A 22,018-nucleotide genomic window follows, 5' to 3' on the forward strand; every position below is an offset into this window, starting at 1 on the left:
AGTAGTCGTGGATGCCTGTTCTGCGTTATCTCAGAACAGGCATCCACGACTACTTAAACAGCAAGGCTTGCGCAAGGTTGAACAAAAGGAGGAAGAGCATGCAACGCGCGCTTCCTCAGCTGATCACCAAATGCGTACGCGGCTTTCTGGCTCGATCCACATGCCATCCCCACTCTTCACATCGAATGCCTTGTAGAACAGATCGACGTTGCTCACGATGCCGTTCGTGCGGAATTCCGCGGGGGAGTGCGGGTCTATCTGCAGGTATTGCTCTGCGAGTTCGTCGCGCATCTTTGTGCGCCATATGGTCGCGTATGAGAGGAAGAAGCGTTGCAATCCGGTGAAGCCGTCGATCTCTGGAGCGCGATCAAGGGCATCTTGTATACCCTCAGGGCTTGCGTCACGTGGCTTGCCGTCCTTCTCGTCCAAGGCGAACGCATATGCCTTGAGTGAGATGTTGACACCACCGAGGTCGCCGATGTTCTCGCCGATGGTAAGCGCACCGTTGACATGCGGGGCCTTGTCTGGCGTTTCGGCGTATTTGTCTGCAAGCTGCTGGGGGACGAAGGCATTGTATTCCTCGATGAGCGCCTTGGTGCGCTTCTCGAAGTTGCTGCGATCGCTGGCAGTCCACCAGTCATGAAGCTGACCGTCGCCGTCGTACTTGCTGCCCTGGTCATCGAAGCCATGTCCGATCTCGTGTCCGATGACCGCTCCGATGCCGCCGTAGTTGGCAGCGTCGTCCGCGTCTGGATCGAAGAATGGTGGCTGCAGGATTGCGGCTGGGAAGACAATGACATTGAGAGTCGGCTCATAATACGCATTCACGGTCTGAGGATTCATCAGCCATTCATCCTTGTCGACCGGCATTCCGGCCTTGGAGATCTGGTATCCGGTCTCATAGGCGTTGGCGATGCGGAGATTGGCGATCAGACTGCGGTCGGCAGCGACCTTAAGCGCCGTGTAGTCGCGCCAATGGTTGGTGAAGCCGATCTTTGGCGAGAATTTCGCCATCTTGTCGAGCGCCTTCTTCTTGGTGTCCTCGCCAAGCCACGAGCTTGCAGAAATGGAGGATTCGTAAGCCTTGATCAGATTGCCGACGAGCTTTTCCATCTGCTCCTTGCTGCTTTGGGGGAAGTGACGGCGCACATACTCGCGCCCGGCCTCCTCGCCGCAGGTGGAGTTGACGAGAGCCACGCCGCGCTTCCAGCGGTCACGCATCTGCGTCGTTCCGGAAAGCGTCCTGCCATAGAAATCGAACTTGGCCTGTTCGAATTCGTGGCTCATGAAGGTGACCCATGAGATCAGCGTGTGCACGCGTGCCCATAGCTTGAGGTCCTTCAGATCCGAACGATCCCAAAGGTCGTTGAGTCCGGTGAGGAAGCTTGGCTCATGGACTATCGAGTGCGCAAGTGCAAGCTTCATGTCGACGGGCTGGTCTGCGGAGGTCAGGGTGGCATTGTATGCGAACTGCCATGCTGATACCCAGGCGTCGATGTCGAATGAGTCAAGAGCGGAGCAAAGCTCATCGTATGTCGTTGGGTTGTAGGTCTTGTCTTCGTCGCGGGTTTCGACGTTGTCCCAATGATGCGCCGCAAGATGCGTCTCGAATGCCAGAAACTCCTGTGCACGCTCCTGCGCATCGCTCATCGGTGACTCATTCGAGGCGAGGTGGAGCAACTTGGCGACCATGTCGGCATATGAATCTCGAATGACGGCGTAGCGCTCCTCTCGATAATATGCCTCATCGGGAAGTCCGAGACCACCCTGGGCGATGTGGATGATGTTGCGTCCCGCGTCTCCCGGGTCTCCGTAGACACCTAGATCAAGCAGGTCGGGTCCGCCGGTCGGATTGAGCGAACCCAGCACCTTGGTGAGTGCTGACTTGTCCTCGGCGTCATCGATGACACTCAGGTCCGACATGATTGGCTGGATGCCTGCCTGCTCTATCGCGTCGGTGTCCAGGAAGCTGTTGTAGAGCACGGTCGATTTGGGTGCGGGATGGGAAGCGTCCTCGAGAATGTCGCGAATCTGGTTTTCCGCGTTTTCGGCGAGCACTGCGAAGGAACCGTAAGCCGGCCGATCGGGAGGAAGCGTATACGTGTCGACCCAGGGTCCGTTAACGAAGCGAAAGAGATCTTGAGTCGGCCTAACTACTGAGGAGAATGATGTCGGGTCAATGCCTGACTGTAAATCGTTTGTCATATTCAAAAGCGTAGCCACGCAAGGTGACAACATAATGTCTGTGACAAAAGAGAAGAAGGCGCTTCCTCCGGCTGATTCCGCTGTGTGAGGCATTGCCATCCAGTCGTTGGAGCATATGCCGGGCGCATATGCTGGGCGCATATGCCAGGTCCACGCGCAGGCGATTAGGATGGTCAAGGGGAGAGGTAAGATACTTACCATCCAACTATTGAGAAAGATTATCAAGTGATAGAGCTGAAGACACCAGATGAGATCAAGGCCATGCGACCTGCTGGAAAGTTCGTGGGCGACATTCTCAAGAACCTGCGTGAGACAACGCACCCCGGAACGAATCTACTGGAAATCGACGATTATGTCCGTCGCCGCATCGAAGAGCGAAAGGGCGCCGTTTCATGCTACGTGGACTACGCACCGGACTTCGGCACCGGACCCTTTGCACATTACATCTGTGCGTCGGTCAACGATGCAGTTCTGCACGGCGTCCCCTATGATTACACCCTGAAGAATGGAGATCTGCTCTCCCTCGATCTCGCAATCACGGTCGATGGCTGGGTCGGCGACTCGGCCATCAGCTTCGTCGTCGGTGAGCGCGAGGATCCCGAGGACCTGAGACTTATCAAGACCACCGTCGATGCCCTCAGGGCAGGCATCTCCCAGGCCGTGCCGGGGAACCGCCTGGGAGATGTGTCGGCAGCCATAGGCGATGTCGCCCATGAGCAGGGATATACCGTCAATCTTGAATTCGGCGGTCATGGCGTGGGACACATCATGCATGGCGATCCTCATGTCGCCAACGATGGCAAGGCCCACCACGGCTACAAGCTCCGTTTGGGACTGGTGATTGCCATCGAGCCTTGGTTCCTCAGGACAACCGATGAGATCGTTCAGGATCAGCGCGATGGATGGACGCTTCGTTCCGCGGATGGTTCGAGAGGCGCCCACACCGAGCACACGATCGCGATAACCGATGACGGCCCCATCATTCTCACCCGCCGTGACGAGGAAGATGCCGCAATACCGGACAATGCAAGGTGACGCCGCAAGGTGACAATGCCATCTGACGCCGCAGGCCTGATCCGGTCGGGAACCTGACGCCGCGGTCGATGCGTATGGCATTGCATGCGCGGCGTCGCAGCCCAGACCGGATTCAGGCCCGCCTCCGTGGCGGCTGCTCCCGCTGCGTTGCCAGGCATCGATATGAGACGACGGTTCGTAGATGTAACAATCTTTCTGGTAACATGTCGTCTTCAGTAGCGCACAGCTATGCGTAACGAAACAAATCGCACAATATCACCCGCGACCGCATCGTTCGACGAGGATACGCACGAGAAGCTGGAGGCTCATCATGACTATTGCCAATTTGGACGTTGATTCCGATTCGTTCAAGCTTCCCGTTGTCAAGGCCACCTGTGGCCCCAACGGGATCGTCGTGTCCACCCTGAGAAACGACGGTTGGGTCACGCTCGATCCGGGCTTTCTCACCACCGCTCAGTGTGAGTCCAAGATCACCTTCATCGACGGCCAGCGATCGATTCTGCGCTATCGAGGATATCCGATCGAGCAGCTCTGCGACCAGTCGAACTTCCTTGAAGTGGCCTGGCTCCTCCAGAAGGGCTCCCTTCCATCTCGGTCCGAATATGATGGCTACCGTGAACGCGTGCTGAAGCATACCATGGTCGGTGAAGACTTCCGCACATTGCTGGGTTCCTTCCCAAGGAATGCCCACCCGATGAGTGTGCTGGCATCCTCTGTGAACGCCCTCGCGACGTTCTGTCCGGATACCTGCGATATCGACGACGATGAGCAGCTTGACGAGGCGGCGGCGATCATCATGGCCAAGGTGCGGACGATCGTCTCCCTGATCCATCGTCGCAGGCGCAACGAGGCCCTGCTCTATCCCGATGTCACGCGCGGATATGTCGATGACTTTCTTCGGATGAGCTTTTCGATACCGTATCAGCCCTTCGAGTCGGATCGCCTGATGGTCGAGGCTTTGGACAAGCTGCTCATCATCCACGCTGACCATGAGCAGAACTGCTCGACTTCCGTCGTACGCATAGCGGCGTCTGCGCATGCCAATCTCTATTCCGCAATCGCGGCTGGAATCAATGCGCTCTCAGGGCCTTTGCACGGCGGAGCGAACGAGGCCGTTCTGCGCCAGCTCGAGGTGATAAAGGATTCGGGCATCGGCGTGCGCCGGTTCGTCGAGGATTCCAAAAGGGAGGGCCATCGCATATCAGGCCTTGGCCATCGCGTATACAAATCCTTCGATCCCAGAGCAAAGATAGCGAAGCAATGGCTCACGCGCATCATGAACGAGCGATCGTTCAATCCGCAGAGCGAGGATCGTGAGCTCTTCGACGTTGCCACCGAACTCGAGGACATAGCCCTGCACGACGATTACTTCATCTCAAGGCATCTCTATCCGAACGTCGACTTCTACACAGGCCTGCTGTACAAGGCGATAGGCTTCGATTCCGAAATGTTCACCACCCTGTTCGCACTCGGTCGAATTCCCGGTTGGATTGCCCAATACCGCGAACTGCTGAAGGATCCGATGACAAAGATCGGCAGGCCACGCCAGGTCTATACCGGAGAGCCACAGCGCGACTACGTTCCGATTGAAGAGCGCTGACATCCACGTGGGCCCCAGAGGACTTCGGTTGCCGCGCGAAACGTGAGTGAACGGTCTGAGTGAACGGTCTGAGTGAACGGTCTGAGTGAACGTTGCCGATCGTCGCTGTCATGGCGGCAACGATCGGCAATCCGTGGATGATCAGGCGTTGGTATGCAGCTGAGCGTTCAATTCGATGCCCTTTGACCGGCTTCTTGCCTCAATCGCCCCACTCATTGAGTTGCGTATGAACAGAATGTGGTCCTTGCCACTCAGTTCCGCACCCTTGACGATATCAAGGGGTTCACCGGCAGCGATTCTTGCCTTGTCATAGATGGTGATCTTGGTTCCGGCCGTCACATACAGACCCGCTTCGACCGCGCAATGATTCCCCAGCGAGATGCCAATGCCGGCGTTGGCGCCGAGCAGCGAGTGCTCGCCGATGCTGACTCGATGCTTGCCGCCGCCTGAGAGCGTTCCCATGATGGATGCGCCGCCCCCGATGTCAGAGCCATCGCCGACAACGACTCCCTGCGATATGCGTCCCTCGACCATGGAGGTTCCCAGGGTTCCGGCATTGTAGTTCACGAAGCCTTCGTGCATGACGGTCGTGCCTTCGCTCAGGTATGCGCCCAGACGTATGCGGTCGGCGTTGCCGATTCGCACGCCGGTGGGGACCACGTAATCGACCATGCGTGGGAATTTGTCGATAGAAAGCACATTGACATCAGCGACGGTTCCGAACCCATTGCGTGATGCGGCCTGGATGACGTCCATCTTTCGCTGTCCGTAGTCCTGCACCGCGAAGGGTCCGTAGTTCGTCCAGACGACATTCGTGAGTGCGGCAAAGATGCCGTCAAGATTCAGGGTGTTCGGTTGTGCAAGGCGCATGCTCAGGAGATGAAGCCGCGCATAGGCGTCCGCCGCATCCTCGATCGGATCGTCGAGTCTGCTCACCGTGAATACCGGGATTCTGCGAACGCCGCGGGCGTCGGCATCGTCATGGATGAGGTTGCCGAATTCATGATTCGGGCGTGCGGAGGGCTCCGGCACCTCGCCGAGCGCAAGCTTCGGATACCAGACGTCCAGTGTGTCGCCAGTGGCACTGATGCTCGCCAGACCCCAACCCCATGCAGTTCGACTTGATTCCATAGTGCTCTCCTTATTGTCGTCATCGGCGATGCGCCTGATTTCGGGCGTAATGGCCATGACCCAAGAATAAGGCCCACCCAAGATAGCGGTGTTGTGCGGATTGCGTTGCCTGAAGATGCTCGGGCAAGCGTTTGTGTACCATGTGGTGATATGAGCAATGACCAAAGAGAGCGCAGAAATGCGCAGAACAGGCGGAGAATGGTTGCCCGCATCGTCGTAGTAGTACTCGCGGTGGCAATGTTCGCCTCACTTGTCATTCCCGCAGTCATCTCGGGCCTTTGACCGATTTCTTCGGAACACGCATATTCATTCGTGAACGAAGCTGATGTGAAATCAGTGTAAGCAAAGGAAAGATCTCCGGTTCAGGCCGGTAGGGTGGTAAAGATGGCAGAATTTGACGTTAACCAGACGATAGAGCAGGCTCGCTCGACATACGAGTCGATTGCCAAGGCAATCGATCCAGAGTTGCTGAGGCACAAGATACAGGATTTGGAACAGCAGGCAAGTGCCCCGGGCCTTTGGGACGATCAGGATCATGCTCAGCAGGTGACCAGCGCGCTTTCAGTCGCACAGACTCAGCTGCGTCATATTCAATCCGCGAAGCAGCGTCTCGAGGACGTCGAGACCTTGCTGCAGATGGCTCAGGAGGAAGAGGACAGGGAAACGCTTGACGAGGCCCAGCACGATGCCGAGCAGCTTCAGAAAGACCTGTCTGACATGGCGATTCAGACGCTGCTCGATGGCGAATACGATGCGCGCGCCGCAGTGGTGACGATTCGCTCCGGGGCTGGCGGCGTCGACGCTGCCGACTGGGCGCAGATGCTGATGCGCATGTATCTGCGCTGGGCCGAGCGCCACGGCTTCAAGACGCAGATCATGGATACCTCGTACGCCGAGGAGGCTGGCATCAAGTCCGCCACATTCCAGGTAAATGCGGCGTATGCATATGGCCGCCTCTCGGTTGAGGGCGGTACGCATCGTCTGGTCCGCATCTCTCCCTTCGATAACCAAGGTCGTCGACAGACCAGCTTTGCAGCGGTTGAGGTCATACCTCTCGTTGAGGCGACCGATCACATCGATGTGCCAGATTCCGACATCCGCGTGGATACATACTGCTCGTCAGGCCCTGGAGGGCAGGGCGTGAACACGACCTATTCGGCAGTGCGCATAACCCATCTGCCTACGAACATCGTCGTCACGATGCAGGATGAACGAAGCCAGATACAGAACCGTGCAGCCGCGATGGCTGTGCTGCAGTCACGTCTTCTGGTACTTCGCCACGAGGAAGAGGCCAGAAAGAAGAAGGAGCTTGCGGGAGACATCAAGGCAAGCTGGGGCGACCAGATGCGCTCATATGTCCTGCATCCCTATCAGATGGTGAAGGATCTTCGCACCGGCTACGAGACCTCGGACACGCAGGGCGTCTTCGACGGCGACATCGACGCGTTCATTGACGCGGGCATCAGATGGAGACATCAGCAGCGCAGGGAAGCAGCAGAGGAAGAGAATGGGGAGTAGATTCTTATGGCGCTTATTTCAATGAAGCATGTGACCAAGATATATCCGAAGGGCACGCGCCCTGCTTTGGACGACGTGGATCTTGAGATTGAGCGTGGCAACTTCGTCTTTCTGGTGGGGGCCTCCGGTTCTGGAAAGTCGACGCTCCTGAGCCTTCTGCTCCATGAGGAGCTTGCGACGGACGGAGAAATCAGAGTCGCGGGCAATGATCTGCGAAGACTCAGCAACCGGAGAGTCCCGCAGTATCGCAGATCCCTGGGATTCGTCTTTCAGGACTATAAGCTGCTCACCAACAAGACCGTCTGGCAGAACGTCGCATTTGCCCTTGAAGTGATAGGGACGAGAAGATCCACCATTCGTTCGCTCGTGCCACAGGTGCTCAAGACGGTGGGACTGACAGGCAAGGAAAGCAACTTTCCGCACGAGCTTTCCGGCGGTGAGGCGCAGCGTGTCGCCATAGCCCGCGCCTATGTGAACCATCCGCAGATCCTGCTTGCCGACGAACCGACCGGAAACCTCGATCCCACAACGTCCCTTGGCATCATGGAGGTCCTCGATGCCATCAACCGAACCGGCACGACGGTCGTCATGGCAACTCATAACGAGGAGATAGTGAACTCGATGCGCAAGCGCGTCGTTGAGCTGCACTCCGGCAAGATCGTCCGTGATGAGCGCAACGGTTCATATGATTCAGCGAAGTTCTTCCCAGATGCGGACGTTGCCGCCAAGGCGCATCAGGCCCTGAAGAGCGGAGCTGCGGGCGATGTCGCAGAAGCTGCGGCTCAGCATGCGGCTCAGACTGACTCTGGGACCTCGGCTCAGGCCGCGGCTCTGAAGCCTGCGTCCGACTCGCATGCGCTCCCATCGTCCCAGTCCGCCCATTCGCATGCATCCGATGACAAGCATCTGAACAAGTTCAGATCGAATGTCATCGATGCGGAGCCAGTCAGGGATTCAGAAAGCGAAAGAGACCAGGACGGCAGTCATGGCTCCGATGCCCGAAGCCGGGCACGGAAGGCGGTCGATGCAGAAGGCACGGCGCAGCCGCTCGGTCATAAGGATGATGTTTCACCGAAGTCTACCGTTGGAAGTGAGCGTCCAGATTCCGCACGGACCGAGGCTCCGCAGCCCGGAAGAGTGAAGAGCGAAGTGGCAAAGAGTCCACGTTCGAAGGAATCGATCGGGTCTGTCGGCGATGGCAAGTCTGCGGCGGACGGTCGCACTTCAGCGGATCGATATGCCGAATCCGGGGGAGCGCCGAGAGCGAATGAAGGACATGGCTCCGCGGGTCACAGCACGAATGAAACCACGGCTGGTTCCAGGGTGGGTTCTACGGCTGGTTCTACGGCTGGCACCAAGAATGACACGGTTAATGACACCGTGAATGACATTGTGAATAGCACCGCGGAAGGCTCCGCAGATGAGCCCAACGAGGGCATCGCCAGACTCGCGCAATCCGTTCATTCTGGCAAAAAGGGACGTTACGGCAAGGCCTTCGAACCTGTTGAGAACACATTGACCTGGGGGAAGGGCATCACCGCCGACGATGTCAAGGCAGCGGCGCAGCGTCCGCCCACACCGCCATCGGTGGCACAGCGGAAGAAGCCATCGACGGCAGGGACGAAGGCAGACAAGTCCAAGTCAGCAAGACAGTCACCGTCGTCGAAGGAAACATCCACACAGCCACCTGCAGAGGGTCATGAGGAGGCCAAGCAATGAGATTGCGTTTCATTCTTTCCGAGACCTGGACAAGTCTCAAGAGAAACGGTTCCATGATTCTGTCGGTCACGCTGGTGACTTTCATATCGTTCCTCTTCATCGGTGCGGCCGTCCTGATGCAGGCCCAGATAACGAAGGCGAAGGGCGACTGGTACGACAAGGTGGAAGTCGTCGTCTGGCTCTGCCCGGACGGTACCAGTCAGGCCGCATCCTGCGCTTCCGGGAAGTCTCCGACTCAGGATGAGATCGTGAAGATCGAAGACACCATCAACGATGAGCTTTCGAACGATGTCGCCAAGATCACGTATGTGAGCAAGCAGCAGTTCTACAAGGACACCTTCCTCAAGCAATATCCCAATGGCGTCTACCAGGGGAGAACCCTGACGGCTGCCGATATGCAGGATTCATTACGCCTGAAGCTTACCGACCCGCAGAAATATCAGGAAGTTTCGGAAGTGCTGACGGGCAGGACGGGAATCGAGCAGGTCGAGGACCAGCGACAGATCTTCGATCCTGTCTTCAATGCGCTGAACAAGGCCACCGAAGTGACGGTCGTGCTGGCAGGGGTCATGGTGATCGTGGCGATCATGCTGACTGGAACGACGATTCGCATGTCTGCGGCATCGAGACGGAACGAGACCGAGATCATGAGATATGTGGGGGCTTCGAACTGGACCATTCGACTGCCGTTCATCCTCGAAGGGTCGGTTGCATCGATCATCGGATCGCTTCTCGCTGTCGGTACGCTCAGCCTTGTCGTTGACACCTTCATCACGAACTGGCTTGCCAAATCGATAACCTGGATGCCCTTCATCGGGCAGGGCAATGTGCTCGTCACCGCCCCGGTCCTGATAGTCGGAGCGATAGTCCTGTCCGCGCTGGCATCCGCCGTGTCGCTACGACGATATCTCAGGGCATAGCAGCGCATCCTGGCATGTCAAATTTTACTCATTGTTCGTAATTCATATTCGAAGACCTGCATTTTTTAGGTTTACACGCTACAATGTCTCACACGAAGTAGTGGAAAGGTTGAGGTAATGGGGTCAACGCGAAGAAACCGCGCTTTTCTATGCGCTGCAATGAGTTTTGCCATGTTCATGACCATCGGTGCGGCAAGTGCGGGCACCGTGGTCACCAATGCCGAGGCGGTTCCTAGCTATTCTCAATACCAGCAGGCTGTCACCACCAGCAATCAGCTGAAATCTCAGCTTGCGGGCGTGAGCACGGAATTGCAGAACAAGATTCTGGAATTGAATGACCTGACTTCCAATCAGATTCCTGCTGCCCAGACCGCGGCCAATACGGCGCAGGACACCGCCCAGCAGGCCAAGGACCAGGCGACCGCAGCTCAGGAGAGACTGAACGCGGCAAAGGCGGACAAGACCGATCTGGAAAAGAAGATCGCCCAGACCGGTGAAAGCTACGATGATGCGAAGGAGGCCGTGGCACAGCTGGCCCGCGACAGCTTCCACGGTTCAAACACGTCTCAGGTCATGGATGTGGTGACGAATTCCAAGACGACGCAGCAGTTCGTCGATTCCATGCAGGCCAACGTCGCCGTCACCAGAACGGAAGGTCAGGCTGCCGATTCGGCTGCGACAACGCTGAACACCTCGATGAACCGCAAGCAACGCCTTGAATCCATCGAGCAGGAGATCGCCACGCTCAAGACGCAGGCCGATCAGCAGTCGGCAACGGCACAGAAGGCGGTGTCCGAGGCACAGGCCAAGCAGGCCGCACTGCAGAAGCTTCGTGACGAAGGCACAACGCAGCGCGCCAGCCTCGAATCGCAGAAGAGCGAGCTGACGACCGCCGCTGCAAAGCAGGCTGCCGACATCGTTACGATAAAGTCGCAGATCGATTCCTATAACCAGCAGGTCGCTGCCGCCGCAGCACAGGCGTCGGCAAGTTCCGGCGGCGCACAGCAGGTGTCCTCCTCGAGTTCCTCAAGTTCCGGCAGTTCGTCCAGCTCCAGCGCGTCCTCGGGATCGTCGGGATCCAGTTCAAGCTCGTCTTCCAGTTCGAGTTCGAGCTCAAGTTCGGCAGCCTCATCAGGCGCAAGCGGCATGAGCTATTCGGTTCCAGGAAGCTGCGGTTCGACGGCGACATATTGCTATGGGCACAGCACTGGCAGGACAAGCGTCGGATCGGGAGCATACCCCACGAAGCAATGCACGCTGTGGGCCTATCTGCGACGCACGCAGCTTGGGCTTCCCGTGGGCTCATACATGGGCAACGGTGGTGCGTGGGCAAGCACTGCGCGGAGCTTGGGATACCTGGTCAATAACACGCCTCACGTCGGCGCCATCATGGTGGTCGCGCCCGGACAGCGAGTGACGACATGGACCGCAAACGCTGCATACGGACATGTCGCGATCGTCGAGAGAGTCAACACGGATGGTACGATTCTGATTTCCGAGGGTGGAACCGGCTTCGCATCGTTCCCGACGACAGAAATCGTGTCCAGCCCAAGTCGGTTCCAATACATTCAATACTGAGATCGTTTCAGACATGGGCTGAGACGTGACGAGACGTTTGTGAAGAAAGGCATCATGTCAAAAGAAGAGGGGATCTCCACGGTCGCCACGAACCGTCGTGCGCGTCATGATTACGAAATCGAGGACCATCTCGAGGCTGGGCTCGCGCTGACCGGCACTGAGGTCAAGTCATTGCGTGAGGGGCGGGCGTCCTTGGCCGAATCCTTCGTGAGCATCGATCGACATGGCGAGATGTGGCTTGAAAACGCGAACATTCCGGAATATCTCAATGGCACATGGAACAACCATGCGCCCAAGCGCAAGCGCAAGCTGCTGCTTCATTCCAGAGAGATCGCCAGGCTGTCACGGCAGACGGAGGCCAAGGGGTATACGATCATCCCACTGAGCTTGTATTTCAAGGATGGCCGGGTCAAGGCGGAGATCGCACTTGCGCGGGGAAAGCGTGAATACGACAAGCGCCAGAGTCTTCGTGAGGCTCAGGACAAGCGAGATGCACAGCGAATGATGCGCTATAGAAATCAACGGGGCTGATTCTGCCCTGTCGTGGGGATCATGTCGCCGTGCCCATGTGTGGGCGGGAGCGCAGCATATTGTCGGGTCTTGCTGGGTCTTGTCGGGTGCCGGATGGCCGATTTCATCGGTCTGTTATTTCATTGCCCCGTCATTTCATCGGGATGTCATTTCGTTGCCCCGTCATCGATGCAGCGACCGACGATCGCTGGGAATTTCCAGATGTGCATGGCCATTCATGAATCGATGATGAATAATGCTTAATGGCATGTTTGTAACCAGATTGTTTCATTTGACCATGCTTTGAGGCTGTATGGTTATGCGTACCATAACTTTGGTCTCATCTGGGGGGAGAGGGCATTGAACATTTCAACGAACATCAAGGCCGGCATGTCAGCGGTCATGAGCATTGCGCTTCTGGCGACGCTTGCCGCCTGCGGAACGACTGATACCAGCGACAGCGCCAGTTCGGGCAGCGCGAGCTCATCGGCTGCGGCAATTCGACCCTATGATGTGAGCTCCGTGAAAAAGGACGATGCAATCGCGGCCCTGCTTCCGGCAAGCGTTGCAAAGAGCGGAACCCTGACGGTCGGCATGGATACGTCATATGCTCCTGCAGAATTCCTTGATTCAGATGGAAAGACTCCCATCGGCTACGATGTGGACCTGCTCGATGCGCTTTCACGGGTTCTTGGCGTGAAGGCAAATCCAGAAACCGCGACATTCGATTCGATCATTCCCAGCATCGGAAGCAAATATGACATTGGCATCTCGAGCTTCACGATCACCAACGAGCGTATGAAGGCAATCGATTTCGTTTCATATTTCAAGGCTGGAATGTCATATGCAGTGAAGAAGGGCAATCCCCAAAAGGTCGACGTGAACGACCTGTGCGGCGTGAGTCTGTCGGTGCAGACTTCCACGACCGAAGAGGATGACATCAAGGCGACCAGCAAGAAATGCGTCGCAGACGGCAAGAAGGCAGTCAACATTCTGTCATATAGCCAGCAGACCGATGTCACCACCGCACTCGTGACCGGCAAGGTCGACGCGCTCTACGTCGACAGTCCAGTCGCTGGGTACGCGATCCGTCAGACCGGAGACCAGCTGCAGACCCTGGGCAACGATATCGGCATCGCCCCGCAGGGCGTGGCTGTGAAGAAGGGCGACACGGCGATGGCGAATGCCGTTCAAAAGGCGATGCAAAAGCTGATTGACGACGGAATGTATACTAAGATACTTTCACATTGGGGAGCGCAGGACGGAGCCATAACCAAGGCAGAGATAAATCCGTCCGTTTCGGACTGATGCATGTGCATGACGCCTCAGATCCGCACGAGCTTACATATGGCGCAAGCTCGTGCGGATCTGAGGTTGAGTCACGTTAGGGGAGATTGAATGAAGAGTCGAAAAGATTCGGAGTTGGACATACCAGGTGAGATTCATGCCCGGCCTGTGAGAAAGCCCGGGCCTGTCGTTGCCGCAATCATCGTGCTGATATTCGCGCTCATGCTTGCTCATGGCATTGTCACCAACCCGAACTTCGACTGGTCCACGGTATGGACATATCTCTTCAACGAGAACGTTCTCAGTGGCATCGGCTGGACCTTGAAGCTTACGCTCTATTCGATGGTGATAGCGACCGTGCTGGCGATCATTCTCGCGGTGATGCGCAAGTCCTCGAATCCTGTGCTGCGCTGGGTGAGCTGGTTCTTCATCTGGTTCTTCCGTGGCACCCCTGTGTATACGCAGCTGATCTTCTGGGGACTGTTCGCGGTGCTGATCCCACGTCTCGCGGTAGGTGTGCCATTTGGTCCTGAGTTCTGGAGCATCGACACCAAAAGCGTGGTGACGGCGAGCGTCGCGGCCGTGCTTGGTCTTGGGCTCAACGAAGCCGCATACCTGTCTGAAATCGTCCGTGCAGGCATAGAGGCCGTGGATGAGGGCCAGACCGAGGCCGCACAGGCCCTGGGCATGAGAAGGTCGCTGATCATGCGAAGGATCGTTCTTCCTCAGGCAATGCGCATCATCGTCCCCCCGACAGGGAACGAGACGATCGGCATGCTCAAGACCACCTCACTGGTTCTGGCAGTGCCGTTCAACCTTGAGCTTCAATTCGCGACGAATGCCATAGCAAGCCGTATCTATAAGCCGATACCACTGCTTCTGGTGGCCAGCATCTGGTATCTGGTCATCACCACCATTCTTATGGTGCTGCAGGCTCAATTGGAAAAGCATTTCGGCAAGGGGTTTGACAGGAGCTCTCCATCGCGTGGTGGCAAATCCGCGGCGATCGATCGTCCCGAGGGCGAGACTCCAGTGGATGCCGCGAGAATGAACAAGGTAAAAATGGGAGGACTCAACGCATGAGCAGCGAAACGGCCGAGATTGAAATCAAGGGTGTTCACAAGGCGTTCGGTGCCCTGCATGTGCTGAAGGGTATTGACATCGATATTCCCAAAGGCAGCGTAACCGCGATTCTCGGACCTTCGGGATCTGGGAAATCCACGCTTTTGCGCATGATCAATCAGCTTGAGACACGAACGGCGGGCGACATTCTTGTGCATGGCGACCTCATCGGCTACAGGCGCGTGGGTTCTGGCGCGGATGCCGGCTTGCAGGAGCTCGATGACAAGGCCATTGCCGAGCAGCGTTCCAAGATTGGCATGGTGTTTCAGCGCTTCAACCTGTTCCCTCACAAGACTGCGATAGAGAATGTGATGGAGGCTCCGGTCCACGTCGCCCATCGTTCAAAGACGGAGGCTCGGGAGGAGGCGGTCAGGCAGTTGACACGCGTCGGGCTTGCAGACCGTCTGAACTATTACCCTTCCCAGCTTTCAGGCGGACAGCAGCAGCGTGTCGCCATTGCCAGGGCGTTGGCGATGCATCCGAACATCATGCTGTTCGATGAGCCGACCTCGGCCCTCGATCCGGAACTGGTGGGAGAGGTGCTGAGCGTCATGCGGCAGGTTGCGGAGGAAGGCATGACGATGGTCGTGGTGACTCATGAAATGGGGTTTGCCCGCGAGGTCGCCGATCAGATCATATTCCTGGATCAGGGAGTCGTCGTCGAACACGGCGGGCCTGAGATCATCGATGACCCCCAGACGGCACGGTTCAAGGCTTTCCTGAAGTCGGTTCTGTGAATGTGATGCAGCGATAGGCCTCGATCAACTGTGGCAGCGACATGGCGGCATTGGCCGGGCTTGTCGAAGGCAGGGCGATAAGGGGCACGGTGATTTCCGCGTCGCGCAATGAGGCTTCGCTGTATCGTCGGTAGAGATCGGCCGCACGTCTTCCTGTGGCATAGACTGCATGGATTCGAGAGTGCCGGATCAAGCCGACAATGTCATTGGGTACCGGGTTTCGAATGCTTGCATCGCTCGCCCCTCTGATGTCGCATGACTCCAAGACATCCCAGAGCGCTATGCGGTGGGCGAGTAGAAAAGCCGTTTTCTCGGCTATGGAAGATTCGGGAAGCCTCGGTCCATCGCTTTCTCGGGCTTTGATGGCGTCTGTTCGGATGTCGTTTGTGTTGACACCGTTTGTTTTGCTGTCGACTGTTTTGCTTCCGACTGTGTTGCTCTCGACTGTGTTGCTCTCGACTGTGGAATACAAGGCGTCCAGGACTTGCCAGAAGCGGTTGCGGGGATGCATGTAATAGAATCCGGCGGCACGCGATTTCGGACTTGGCATCGATCCAAGAATCAGAATCTCTGATTGCGCGTCGCAAATCGGACCAAAACCGTGCTCGACATGTTCATATTCGTTCATAATGTGTTTCTAAGCCCTTGCAATGACAAGCAATCATTCCATATTGAACTGAGTTTCCGAGTTTTGCGGCAATTATGAAGTATGAGCGCCCAGATCGTTGAATTTCCAACCGGTATTCAGCCAATTTTGACTTATATACTTCGTAATTGCCGCAAAACTCGGAAACTCGATGAATGACGGCTTCGCGATGGTGGGAAAATGCTTCGAAGGCATGCGTCAGAAGAAGTCTTTCAAGAAACTCGGGCATTGGAATGCGTGGCGACCAGAGGCGAAGGAGCATTCGCAATCCGATGTCCTTCGACGTGCGGTGCTGGTCCGATCGGGATCGGCACATGCATTGGGACATACGTTGGCACATGCATTGGTATACATAGGGGAAGCAGATTGGAATGGTAAGTCACGGCGCAGGACGATGGGCGATGTGATTCAACGCAGAAGACGATACTGCTTCTGTGGGTGGGGCTGTGTCGTGATCGATTCGATAAGACCCTTGTTGAGCAGCGCTCGCAAGCCGGAAGCAACTGAAATTGGAGAAAGGTGCAAGTCAAACATGATATCGCGCACGCCCGCCGATGGCTTCTCTTCAAGCAATTGCACGATGCGCTGTGCAATGTTCCGGTCGGCGTTGCTCTCGAAGGCCTTTCGCCTGGTGATGGTGACTTTGAAGCTGTCAATCGTGTGGTCGATGTCTGCAGGCTCCATTCCTTCCCTGCGCAAGGTCGCTTCGATCTGCTGATAGCCTGAGCCGCCGTTCTCAATCACGTAGCCGCCGTCTGGATAGGGGGTCGCTTCGAGGATCGCGACAAGGAATTGATTCCTTGTGGAAGGCATGATCGGGTTGCCGAGCGTGCTATGGGTGACAGTGCCGAAAAGACCTCCCGGATTGGTTATTTCAATCCGGTTCGTGAACACGTCAACGCGGACCTGGGTTCCCTGGACCTTTGAGGAATAGTCTCGATGCATCAGCGCGTTGGCGATGGCTTCGCGCAATACCGGGCGCGGATAGTCGGGAACCTGCTCATTTTGAGAGAATTCCGTTGTCGGGCCGGCAGTCCAGGACATCAGGGATTCGACGGCATCGTCGATGACCACCGGAATCGGTCCTGTGATGGTCTCGGCCGTGACAAGGTGACCTCCGCCCGAGAACACTTCCGAGCGGCTCGTTCCAGGGAACACGGCAATGGTGACATTGAGCCGAGGATAGAACTGCTGCGGGTATCGGCCCAATGCCAGCAGTCCTGCGAGCGTCGGATGAAGGGAGGCATAGCCCGAATCGATTGAGTGCAGTGCCTGTCTCTGGTTCTCTGATTGGCGATAGGTAAGCATGCTCACGCGAGTGCCGCCCTGCTCGGAATCCGACACCGCCTCGGCGCTGCGAAGCTGGTCGTGATGGAGGACTCTGGCCGCCTGATCCTTGTCAGAGACAGCGGTGTCCTGTATGACGCGTGGCGATCGTGGTAATGGCGATGACGGTAACGGTGCTGATGGCAATGGTGATGCACGCTTCGTGGCGCTGTCACCAGCAGATGCCGCTGCAGTCGTCGGTGTCAAGGGGGAGTCAAGTGCGGCTGCGGTGTCAGGCATGAATCCCTGATCGTCTTTCCTTCCCTCGTCGGTTGCAGGAGCGGTGCCTGCATCGGTTTCAATTTCAATGGTGTCGTCGCTTGAGCGCATGTGGTCGAGCACTCGCAATGACGTCAGGATCTCGATGTCGCTCCGCTCTGCGAACACTCTCGGACGCAACTCCCGCTGACGTTCGATGAAGCCATGGACCAATGCGGGATTCAGGTCGTCGATGCTGGCCTCGTCAACGATCTGGGCATCGTACATCGGCTGTGCATGTTCGTCTAAGAGCCGCTCGACCTCATAGCCGGTCATGCGTCGGTCACCGTCACCGGTTCGTATGAATGACCCGTTGTATGCGCCGAGCGCGGTGACATGGCAAGGCTTGTCGCGCGGCAGCATCTCGTCGATCTGTGCGAAGACAAGGTTGCTTCCCTCAAAGGGGCACGTCATGATGATTGGACGGACGACCGGAGTCATCTTCTCGCAGGCTTGGCTCAGCGCCTCCTGCATCGACCGTGCGTTGAATCCTTCGACTGGGGTGAAACCGGCCTTCTCCGAAAGGCCAAGGATGATGTATCCTCCGGATCCATTGGAAAAGGCGGAAAGCGTATCGGTGATCGAGGTGGACAGCTTGCGTCTGCTCTCCTTGACCTCGCACAGCTGGGTGTCATTGCCTATGATGCGCATGAGTTCGATGAGCTCACTCATCTTTGTGGCGTAGTCATCGTCTCGCATGTTCCTCACCCAGCTTGAAAGCTTCGACTTTCAACCAGACTATCTCATGTTCGGACTCTTTTCAGCTGGCTGACGCAAAGCTCAATCCATTGGCATGGGTCTAGTTGCGAAGGTCCATTGGCATGTGTCAAGCGTCATGGGCCCGGTGGCAAGGTTTCAGTGGCACGGGTATACGCGCCTGGTTTGTCGCCGCAGATCCACGCTGACATGGGTATGCGGCCGGGTCGACCCGGCCGTCCGTCCGGCTACTTCATCGATGCCGCGACCATCGTGTCATACAATCCCTGTGCCTTGAGCCATGCAATGCTGCGGGTATATTGCTTCGTGATCCCGTAATAGAAGCTGGAGGGTTCGCCGTTGTCGCTGCCGCTGGTGTGCAGTTCAAAGTTGAATCCAAGGAGAAGCCGCTTGCTCTCGATCTTGCCCGTCGATGAATAATCGACCACCATCGAGGCCAGGTCGGTGTCTGACAGTGACCGATAGTCTTCATCGAGCAGCTTGGCAAGGGTCCGGGCGTCTTTGGAACTCAGGTCGACGGAACCAGCATTGCCATCGATGCTTTCGCCGAACGTGTCGCTCAGCGATGCAGATTCAATGTTGCGGTAACCGATCGTTTCGATGCTTGTGGCCGACCGATATTCGGGATCGTCGATTAGCCGACGATACGCCGGGCTGCTCAGCAGATATTTGCCATATACCTGATAGTTCCTCGTCTGGCTTTTCCGATCGGTCAGATGGTAGTCGAAGGTGATGTAGTCCGAGGACTGCGCATAGCATGCGTTGCATTCGGATGTCTGGTCGGAATTGCCCGAAGCTCCATCCTCCGAACTCGTGCTGGTGAACAGCGATGCGTACCGTGGATCCTTTGAACGATCGATGATCTCTTGGTGGAATGCACGGGCGTCATTGATGGACTGCGTGTCTTTCAGCCGTATTGAATTCCAGTAGTAGCTGCCTGCATAGGGCAGGGTCATCGAACTCTGGTTCGGCAGACTCACCGATGCGACTTCCCGGGCAGCGGGAATGCGGCGTTCATACCCCGTGATGTCCCATGTCGTGAAAGAGCAATAGATGGCGATGATGACCACGAATGTACCGAATCGCCGCAGATTCCGTCTGGTGAAGACCTTCACCGTCCCATTCACGATCATCGAGGTGATGATGAATATGACGGGAGACGCGAAGACCACGCCGAGGAAGAACATGGTATGGTCCGCAAGCGCGTTGATATCACTTTGCTGCAAGGTCTGGATGATGCTCCCTGCCAGGCAGGAGCCGACGAAGGTCACCAGGACGGTCGTTATCGTCTTGGCGCTGGCGAACATCACGTTGTTGCCGGCGTGCTCGGACTTCAGACGTCGATATGCAAGCATGGCAAGGCAGAGCAGCCCCACGCCGACCACGACGAACAGGGAGAGATGCGCGGGGGATATGCGGTCGCCATTCATTCCCAGATCGATCAGGGGATGCATCCACGCGGCGCTGTCCACCGATTCCATCGAGAAGCCGTAGAGGAACAGGTGGAGCACCAGCAAGGTCAGCAGATAGAGCACGGGAACGATCACATTGATGAACAGCGTCATGAGCAGGCCGATGCCAAGATTGCCGGTGATCGTTGCCGCAAGAACCGTCGTGCCGAACACGAACAGCATCATCACCGAACTGACGATGAACCATCTGAGCAGATCTGCATAGTTAGGGCTGAGGAGCATCCCGGCATCGTCGACGCCCTGTCCGTCCAGATTCAGCTGCCCTCCGCTCATGAGCCCATGGAAGCCGAAACGCATGAAAGGCAGCAGCGAAAGGGCTGCGATGAGATGCGGGGCATAGAGCAGGATCAGTCCAGCCATGGTCTTCGTGCGGTAGACGGTGCCTCGCGTCAAGGGCAGCGAATGCATGATCGACACCCTTCCCGAGGAGTCAAGATAGGTGAACGACGCGAGTGCGAACACCATCGGTGCGAGAAGCTGATATGCAAGAAATCCAGGATTGCCGTCCTGCACGGTTATTCGCAGAATGCCCGGCTGGGCATGGCCCGCGCTCGGCGTGAGCAGCACAGCGATCGGCCCGGAGATGACCATCACGGCCGCGCCAAGCAGTGACAGTGCCCAGAGCCCCTTGAGATCATGCCATAGCAGTGCCTTCGATATGAATTGCAGCGGTGCCTTCACCGCGCCTCTGCCTCGAGATACGGGATGCCTGCCCGATGATGATGGGATCATGGAAGCCTCAGTGCTTGCTGGTGTAGTCATGGCTGTTCTCTCCCAGTTCATAGATGAATATCTCTTCCAGTGTGAGCGCGATGGTGTCGAAGATAACCGGATGGGTGCGGTTGACGAATGCCTCCAGCTCTGCCGGGGTATTGCGGACGATCAGATAGCTGACCGAGCCGCGCTCGTACTCATGCAGCACCTTCAGCGGTGCAAGCCCCTGTTCGGACGGTCGTGTGCCGGTGCCGTAGCTGACCTGCAGCTTATGTATGTCTGATCTGAGCTCCTCGATGTCCTGCTCGAGAACGACCCGGCCTGCCTTGATCGCGCATATGTGATCGCAGTACCCTTCCAGTTCGCGCAGATTGTGCGATGAGACCACGGTGGTCATCGAGCGGTCTGCCGCGGCATCGACGATGAGCTCCCATATGTCCTTGCGCACGATGGGGTCGAGGCCGTCGATAGGTTCGTCAAGCAGGAGATACCGGGGCTGGCGTGCAAAGGCAAGGCAGAAGGCGCCCTGCTTCTTCATGCCCTTCGACATGCGGGAGAACTGCATCTTTGGGTCGAGTCTGAACTGTTTCACGGCGGTGGTGAACAGGTCCTGGTTCCATGACGACGCATACAGTCCCGCGGTGAATGATGCCGCATCCTTCAGGGTGAGCCTGCTGAAGAAGCTCAGGTCGTCCGGAATGAAGGCGATCGCGCCCTTGACGGATGCATTCTCGTATACGGGCTGACCGTCATAGGCGATGATGCCTCTGTCTTGCGTCAGGACTCCGGAGAGCATTCTCAGGAGCGTCGTCTTTCCTGAACCGTTGGTGCCGACAAGGCCATAGATCGATCCGGTTGGTATGGTCATGTCGATATCCGAGACTGCCGACTTGGCATCGAAGGTCTTGGTTATGGAACGAAGCTCGATCATAGCGAATCCTTGCTTTCGTGAGTGTGTGACGTGGCGGTGCCATCGCCTGCGGTTGCCTGGGAGAAGATCTGGGTGAGTGTCGCGATGAAGTCTTCGGTGCTCGGGATGATCATGCGCAACTCGCGGATGTCGTCACGGATCTGAGCCGAAGCCTGTGCGATCATGCGCATGTCCGGCTGAATCTCGCTGGGGGAGTGCGCGAAGTTTCCCACGCCCGAGACGCTGTATATGTAGCCTTGCGATTCAAGCAGTCCGAAGGCCTTCTGCACCGTATTGGGGTTGACCGTCAGCTCCTTGGACAGCTCGCGGACCGAGGGCAGTCTGCTGTCGGGCTTGATGATGCCCGAGAGTATCTGCTCCTTGATGCCGCGAACGACCTGCTCATAGATCGACTTGCGGCTTTTCAAGTCTATTTCAATCATGCGTCGCTCCGATGGTGTGTCATGGATCGTCAGTTCCACCATGCTTACTGACTGTACTAATTCAGATAGTACACTACATGTCGGCAATCGTTCATCGCAGTGCCGCACGGATTCTGTGAATGAACGTCAACTGGAACGATTGAAGAGAATACGTTAGCTTTCTGAACAAG

17 protein-coding genes and 2 pseudogenes are annotated in these 22,018 nt (G+C 56.9%); 11 read left to right on the top strand and 8 right to left on the bottom strand.

Going from position 1 to position 22,018, the window contains the following annotated elements:
* Window positions 1-123 precede the first annotated feature (123 nt).
* Window positions 124-2,205, bottom strand: coding sequence for a M13 family metallopeptidase (locus QN062_RS09410; RefSeq protein ID WP_369341541.1), 2,082 nt, complete (start codon window positions 2,203-2,205; stop codon window positions 124-126).
* A gap of 225 nt (window positions 2,206-2,430) precedes the next feature.
* Between QN062_RS09410 and map the strand changes: the two genes are divergently transcribed.
* Window positions 2,431-3,240 carry a type I methionyl aminopeptidase gene (gene map / locus QN062_RS09415; protein ID WP_369341542.1) on the top strand — a complete coding sequence of 270 codons (810 nt, stop codon included), beginning with the start codon at window positions 2,431-2,433 and terminating at the stop codon, window positions 3,238-3,240.
* 310 nt (window positions 3,241-3,550) lie between these two features.
* A complete protein-coding gene (locus QN062_RS09420; protein ID WP_369341543.1) occupies window positions 3,551-4,840 on the top strand; it encodes a citrate synthase in 1,290 nt (429 codons plus the stop codon).
* A gap of 141 nt (window positions 4,841-4,981) precedes the next feature.
* Here QN062_RS09420 and dapD read toward each other — a convergent pair whose 3' ends face one another.
* Entirely contained in the window at window positions 4,982-5,971 is a 990-nt protein-coding gene (gene dapD / locus QN062_RS09425; protein WP_369341544.1) for a 2,3,4,5-tetrahydropyridine-2,6-dicarboxylate N-succinyltransferase, read from the bottom strand.
* Window positions 5,972-6,121: 150 nt separating this feature from the next.
* On the opposite strand from dapD, the gene QN062_RS09430 reads away from it, so the two are divergent.
* The 9 genes and pseudogenes from QN062_RS09430 (at window position 6,122) to QN062_RS09470 (ending at window position 15,362) form a co-directional block, all read left to right on the top strand.
* Complete coding sequence (locus QN062_RS09430; protein WP_369341545.1) at window positions 6,122-6,253, top strand: hypothetical protein; 132 nt, start codon at window positions 6,122-6,124, stop codon at window positions 6,251-6,253.
* Window positions 6,254-6,355: 102 nt separating this feature from the next.
* Complete coding sequence (gene prfB, locus QN062_RS09435; RefSeq protein WP_369341546.1) at window positions 6,356-7,489, top strand: peptide chain release factor 2; 1,134 nt, start codon at window positions 6,356-6,358, stop codon at window positions 7,487-7,489.
* Between the two features lie 6 nt (window positions 7,490-7,495).
* Window positions 7,496-8,225: pseudogene (gene ftsE, locus QN062_RS09440) on the top strand (cell division ATP-binding protein FtsE); the annotation flags it as partial.
* Window positions 8,226-9,204: 979 nt separating this feature from the next.
* Window positions 9,205-10,128: a permease-like cell division protein FtsX gene (gene ftsX / locus QN062_RS09445; RefSeq protein ID WP_369341547.1), complete on the top strand. Its 924-nt coding sequence runs from the start codon at window positions 9,205-9,207 to the stop codon at window positions 10,126-10,128.
* 159 nt (window positions 10,129-10,287) lie between these two features.
* Window positions 10,288-11,706 (top strand): CHAP domain-containing protein, encoded by a 1,419-nt coding sequence (locus QN062_RS09450; RefSeq protein ID WP_369341548.1) that lies wholly within the window; start codon window positions 10,288-10,290, stop codon window positions 11,704-11,706.
* Window positions 11,707-11,760: 54 nt separating this feature from the next.
* Entirely contained in the window at window positions 11,761-12,237 is a 477-nt protein-coding gene (smpB, locus tag QN062_RS09455; protein WP_369341549.1) for an SsrA-binding protein SmpB, read from the top strand.
* 339 nt (window positions 12,238-12,576) lie between these two features.
* Window positions 12,577-13,524 carry an ABC transporter substrate-binding protein gene (locus QN062_RS09460; RefSeq protein ID WP_369341550.1) on the top strand — a complete coding sequence of 316 codons (948 nt, stop codon included), beginning with the start codon at window positions 12,577-12,579 and terminating at the stop codon, window positions 13,522-13,524.
* Window positions 13,525-13,614: 90 nt separating this feature from the next.
* Entirely contained in the window at window positions 13,615-14,586 is a 972-nt protein-coding gene (locus tag QN062_RS09465) for an amino acid ABC transporter permease (RefSeq protein WP_369341551.1), read from the top strand.
* Window positions 14,583-15,362: an amino acid ABC transporter ATP-binding protein gene (locus tag QN062_RS09470; RefSeq protein WP_369341552.1), complete on the top strand. Its 780-nt coding sequence runs from the start codon at window positions 14,583-14,585 to the stop codon at window positions 15,360-15,362. The genes QN062_RS09465 and QN062_RS09470 overlap by 4 nt, the downstream gene beginning before the upstream one ends.
* On the opposite strand, the gene QN062_RS09475 is transcribed toward QN062_RS09470, so the two are convergent.
* The 6 genes and pseudogenes from QN062_RS09475 to QN062_RS09495 form a co-directional block, all read right to left on the bottom strand.
* Window positions 15,334-15,990, bottom strand: a complete 657-nt coding sequence (locus QN062_RS09475) for a uracil-DNA glycosylase family protein (protein WP_369341553.1) — start codon at window positions 15,988-15,990, stop codon at window positions 15,334-15,336. The two genes, QN062_RS09470 and QN062_RS09475, sit on opposite strands and share 29 nt — an antisense overlap.
* 426 nt (window positions 15,991-16,416) lie before the next feature.
* Entirely contained in the window at window positions 16,417-17,664 is a 1,248-nt protein-coding gene (locus tag QN062_RS10090; RefSeq protein WP_394854723.1) for an ATP-binding protein, read from the bottom strand.
* Window positions 17,641-18,291: pseudogene (locus tag QN062_RS10095) on the bottom strand (helix-turn-helix domain-containing protein); the annotation flags it as partial. The gene QN062_RS10090 and the pseudogene QN062_RS10095, both read right to left, overlap by 24 nt.
* Before the next feature lie 245 nt (window positions 18,292-18,536).
* A complete protein-coding gene (locus QN062_RS09485) occupies window positions 18,537-20,543 on the bottom strand; it encodes a hypothetical protein (RefSeq protein WP_369341554.1) in 2,007 nt (668 codons plus the stop codon).
* A complete protein-coding gene (locus tag QN062_RS09490) occupies window positions 20,521-21,426 on the bottom strand; it encodes an ABC transporter ATP-binding protein (RefSeq protein ID WP_369341555.1) in 906 nt (301 codons plus the stop codon). The genes QN062_RS09485 and QN062_RS09490 overlap by 23 nt, the downstream gene beginning before the upstream one ends.
* Window positions 21,423-21,848, bottom strand: coding sequence for a GntR family transcriptional regulator (locus tag QN062_RS09495; RefSeq protein ID WP_369341556.1), 426 nt, complete (start codon window positions 21,846-21,848; stop codon window positions 21,423-21,425). The genes QN062_RS09490 and QN062_RS09495 overlap by 4 nt, the downstream gene beginning before the upstream one ends.
* Window positions 21,849-22,018: the final 170 nt, after the last annotated feature.

It is taken from the genome of Bifidobacterium sp. WK012_4_13 (assembly GCF_041080835.1).
GTDB classification, from domain to species: Bacteria; Actinomycetota; Actinomycetes; order Actinomycetales; family Bifidobacteriaceae; genus Bombiscardovia; species Bombiscardovia fermentum.

Coding starts and splice junctions, on each gene's coding strand:
- QN062_RS09410 (WP_369341541.1), bottom strand. CDS start 2,205: ATGACAAACGATTTACAGTCAGGCATTGACCCGACATCATTCTCCTCA.
- QN062_RS09420 (WP_369341543.1), top strand. CDS start 3,551: ATGACTATTGCCAATTTGGACGTTGATTCCGATTCGTTCAAGCTTCCC.
- dapD (WP_369341544.1), bottom strand. CDS start 5,971: ATGGAATCAAGTCGAACTGCATGGGGTTGGGGTCTGGCGAGCATCAGT.
- QN062_RS09430 (WP_369341545.1), top strand. CDS start 6,122: ATGAGCAATGACCAAAGAGAGCGCAGAAATGCGCAGAACAGGCGGAGA.
- prfB (WP_369341546.1), top strand. CDS start 6,356: ATGGCAGAATTTGACGTTAACCAGACGATAGAGCAGGCTCGCTCGACA.
- ftsX (WP_369341547.1), top strand. CDS start 9,205: ATGAGATTGCGTTTCATTCTTTCCGAGACCTGGACAAGTCTCAAGAGA.
- QN062_RS09450 (WP_369341548.1), top strand. CDS start 10,288: ATGAGTTTTGCCATGTTCATGACCATCGGTGCGGCAAGTGCGGGCACC.
- smpB (WP_369341549.1), top strand. CDS start 11,761: ATGTCAAAAGAAGAGGGGATCTCCACGGTCGCCACGAACCGTCGTGCG.
- QN062_RS09465 (WP_369341551.1), top strand. CDS start 13,615: ATGAAGAGTCGAAAAGATTCGGAGTTGGACATACCAGGTGAGATTCAT.
- QN062_RS09470 (WP_369341552.1), top strand. CDS start 14,583: ATGAGCAGCGAAACGGCCGAGATTGAAATCAAGGGTGTTCACAAGGCG.
- QN062_RS09475 (WP_369341553.1), bottom strand. CDS start 15,990: ATGAACGAATATGAACATGTCGAGCACGGTTTTGGTCCGATTTGCGAC.
- QN062_RS10090 (WP_394854723.1), bottom strand. CDS start 17,664: ATGCGCTCAAGCGACGACACCATTGAAATTGAAACCGATGCAGGCACC.
- QN062_RS09485 (WP_369341554.1), bottom strand. CDS start 20,543: ATGACTACACCAGCAAGCACTGAGGCTTCCATGATCCCATCATCATCG.
- QN062_RS09490 (WP_369341555.1), bottom strand. CDS start 21,426: ATGATCGAGCTTCGTTCCATAACCAAGACCTTCGATGCCAAGTCGGCA.
- QN062_RS09495 (WP_369341556.1), bottom strand. CDS start 21,848: ATGATTGAAATAGACTTGAAAAGCCGCAAGTCGATCTATGAGCAGGTC.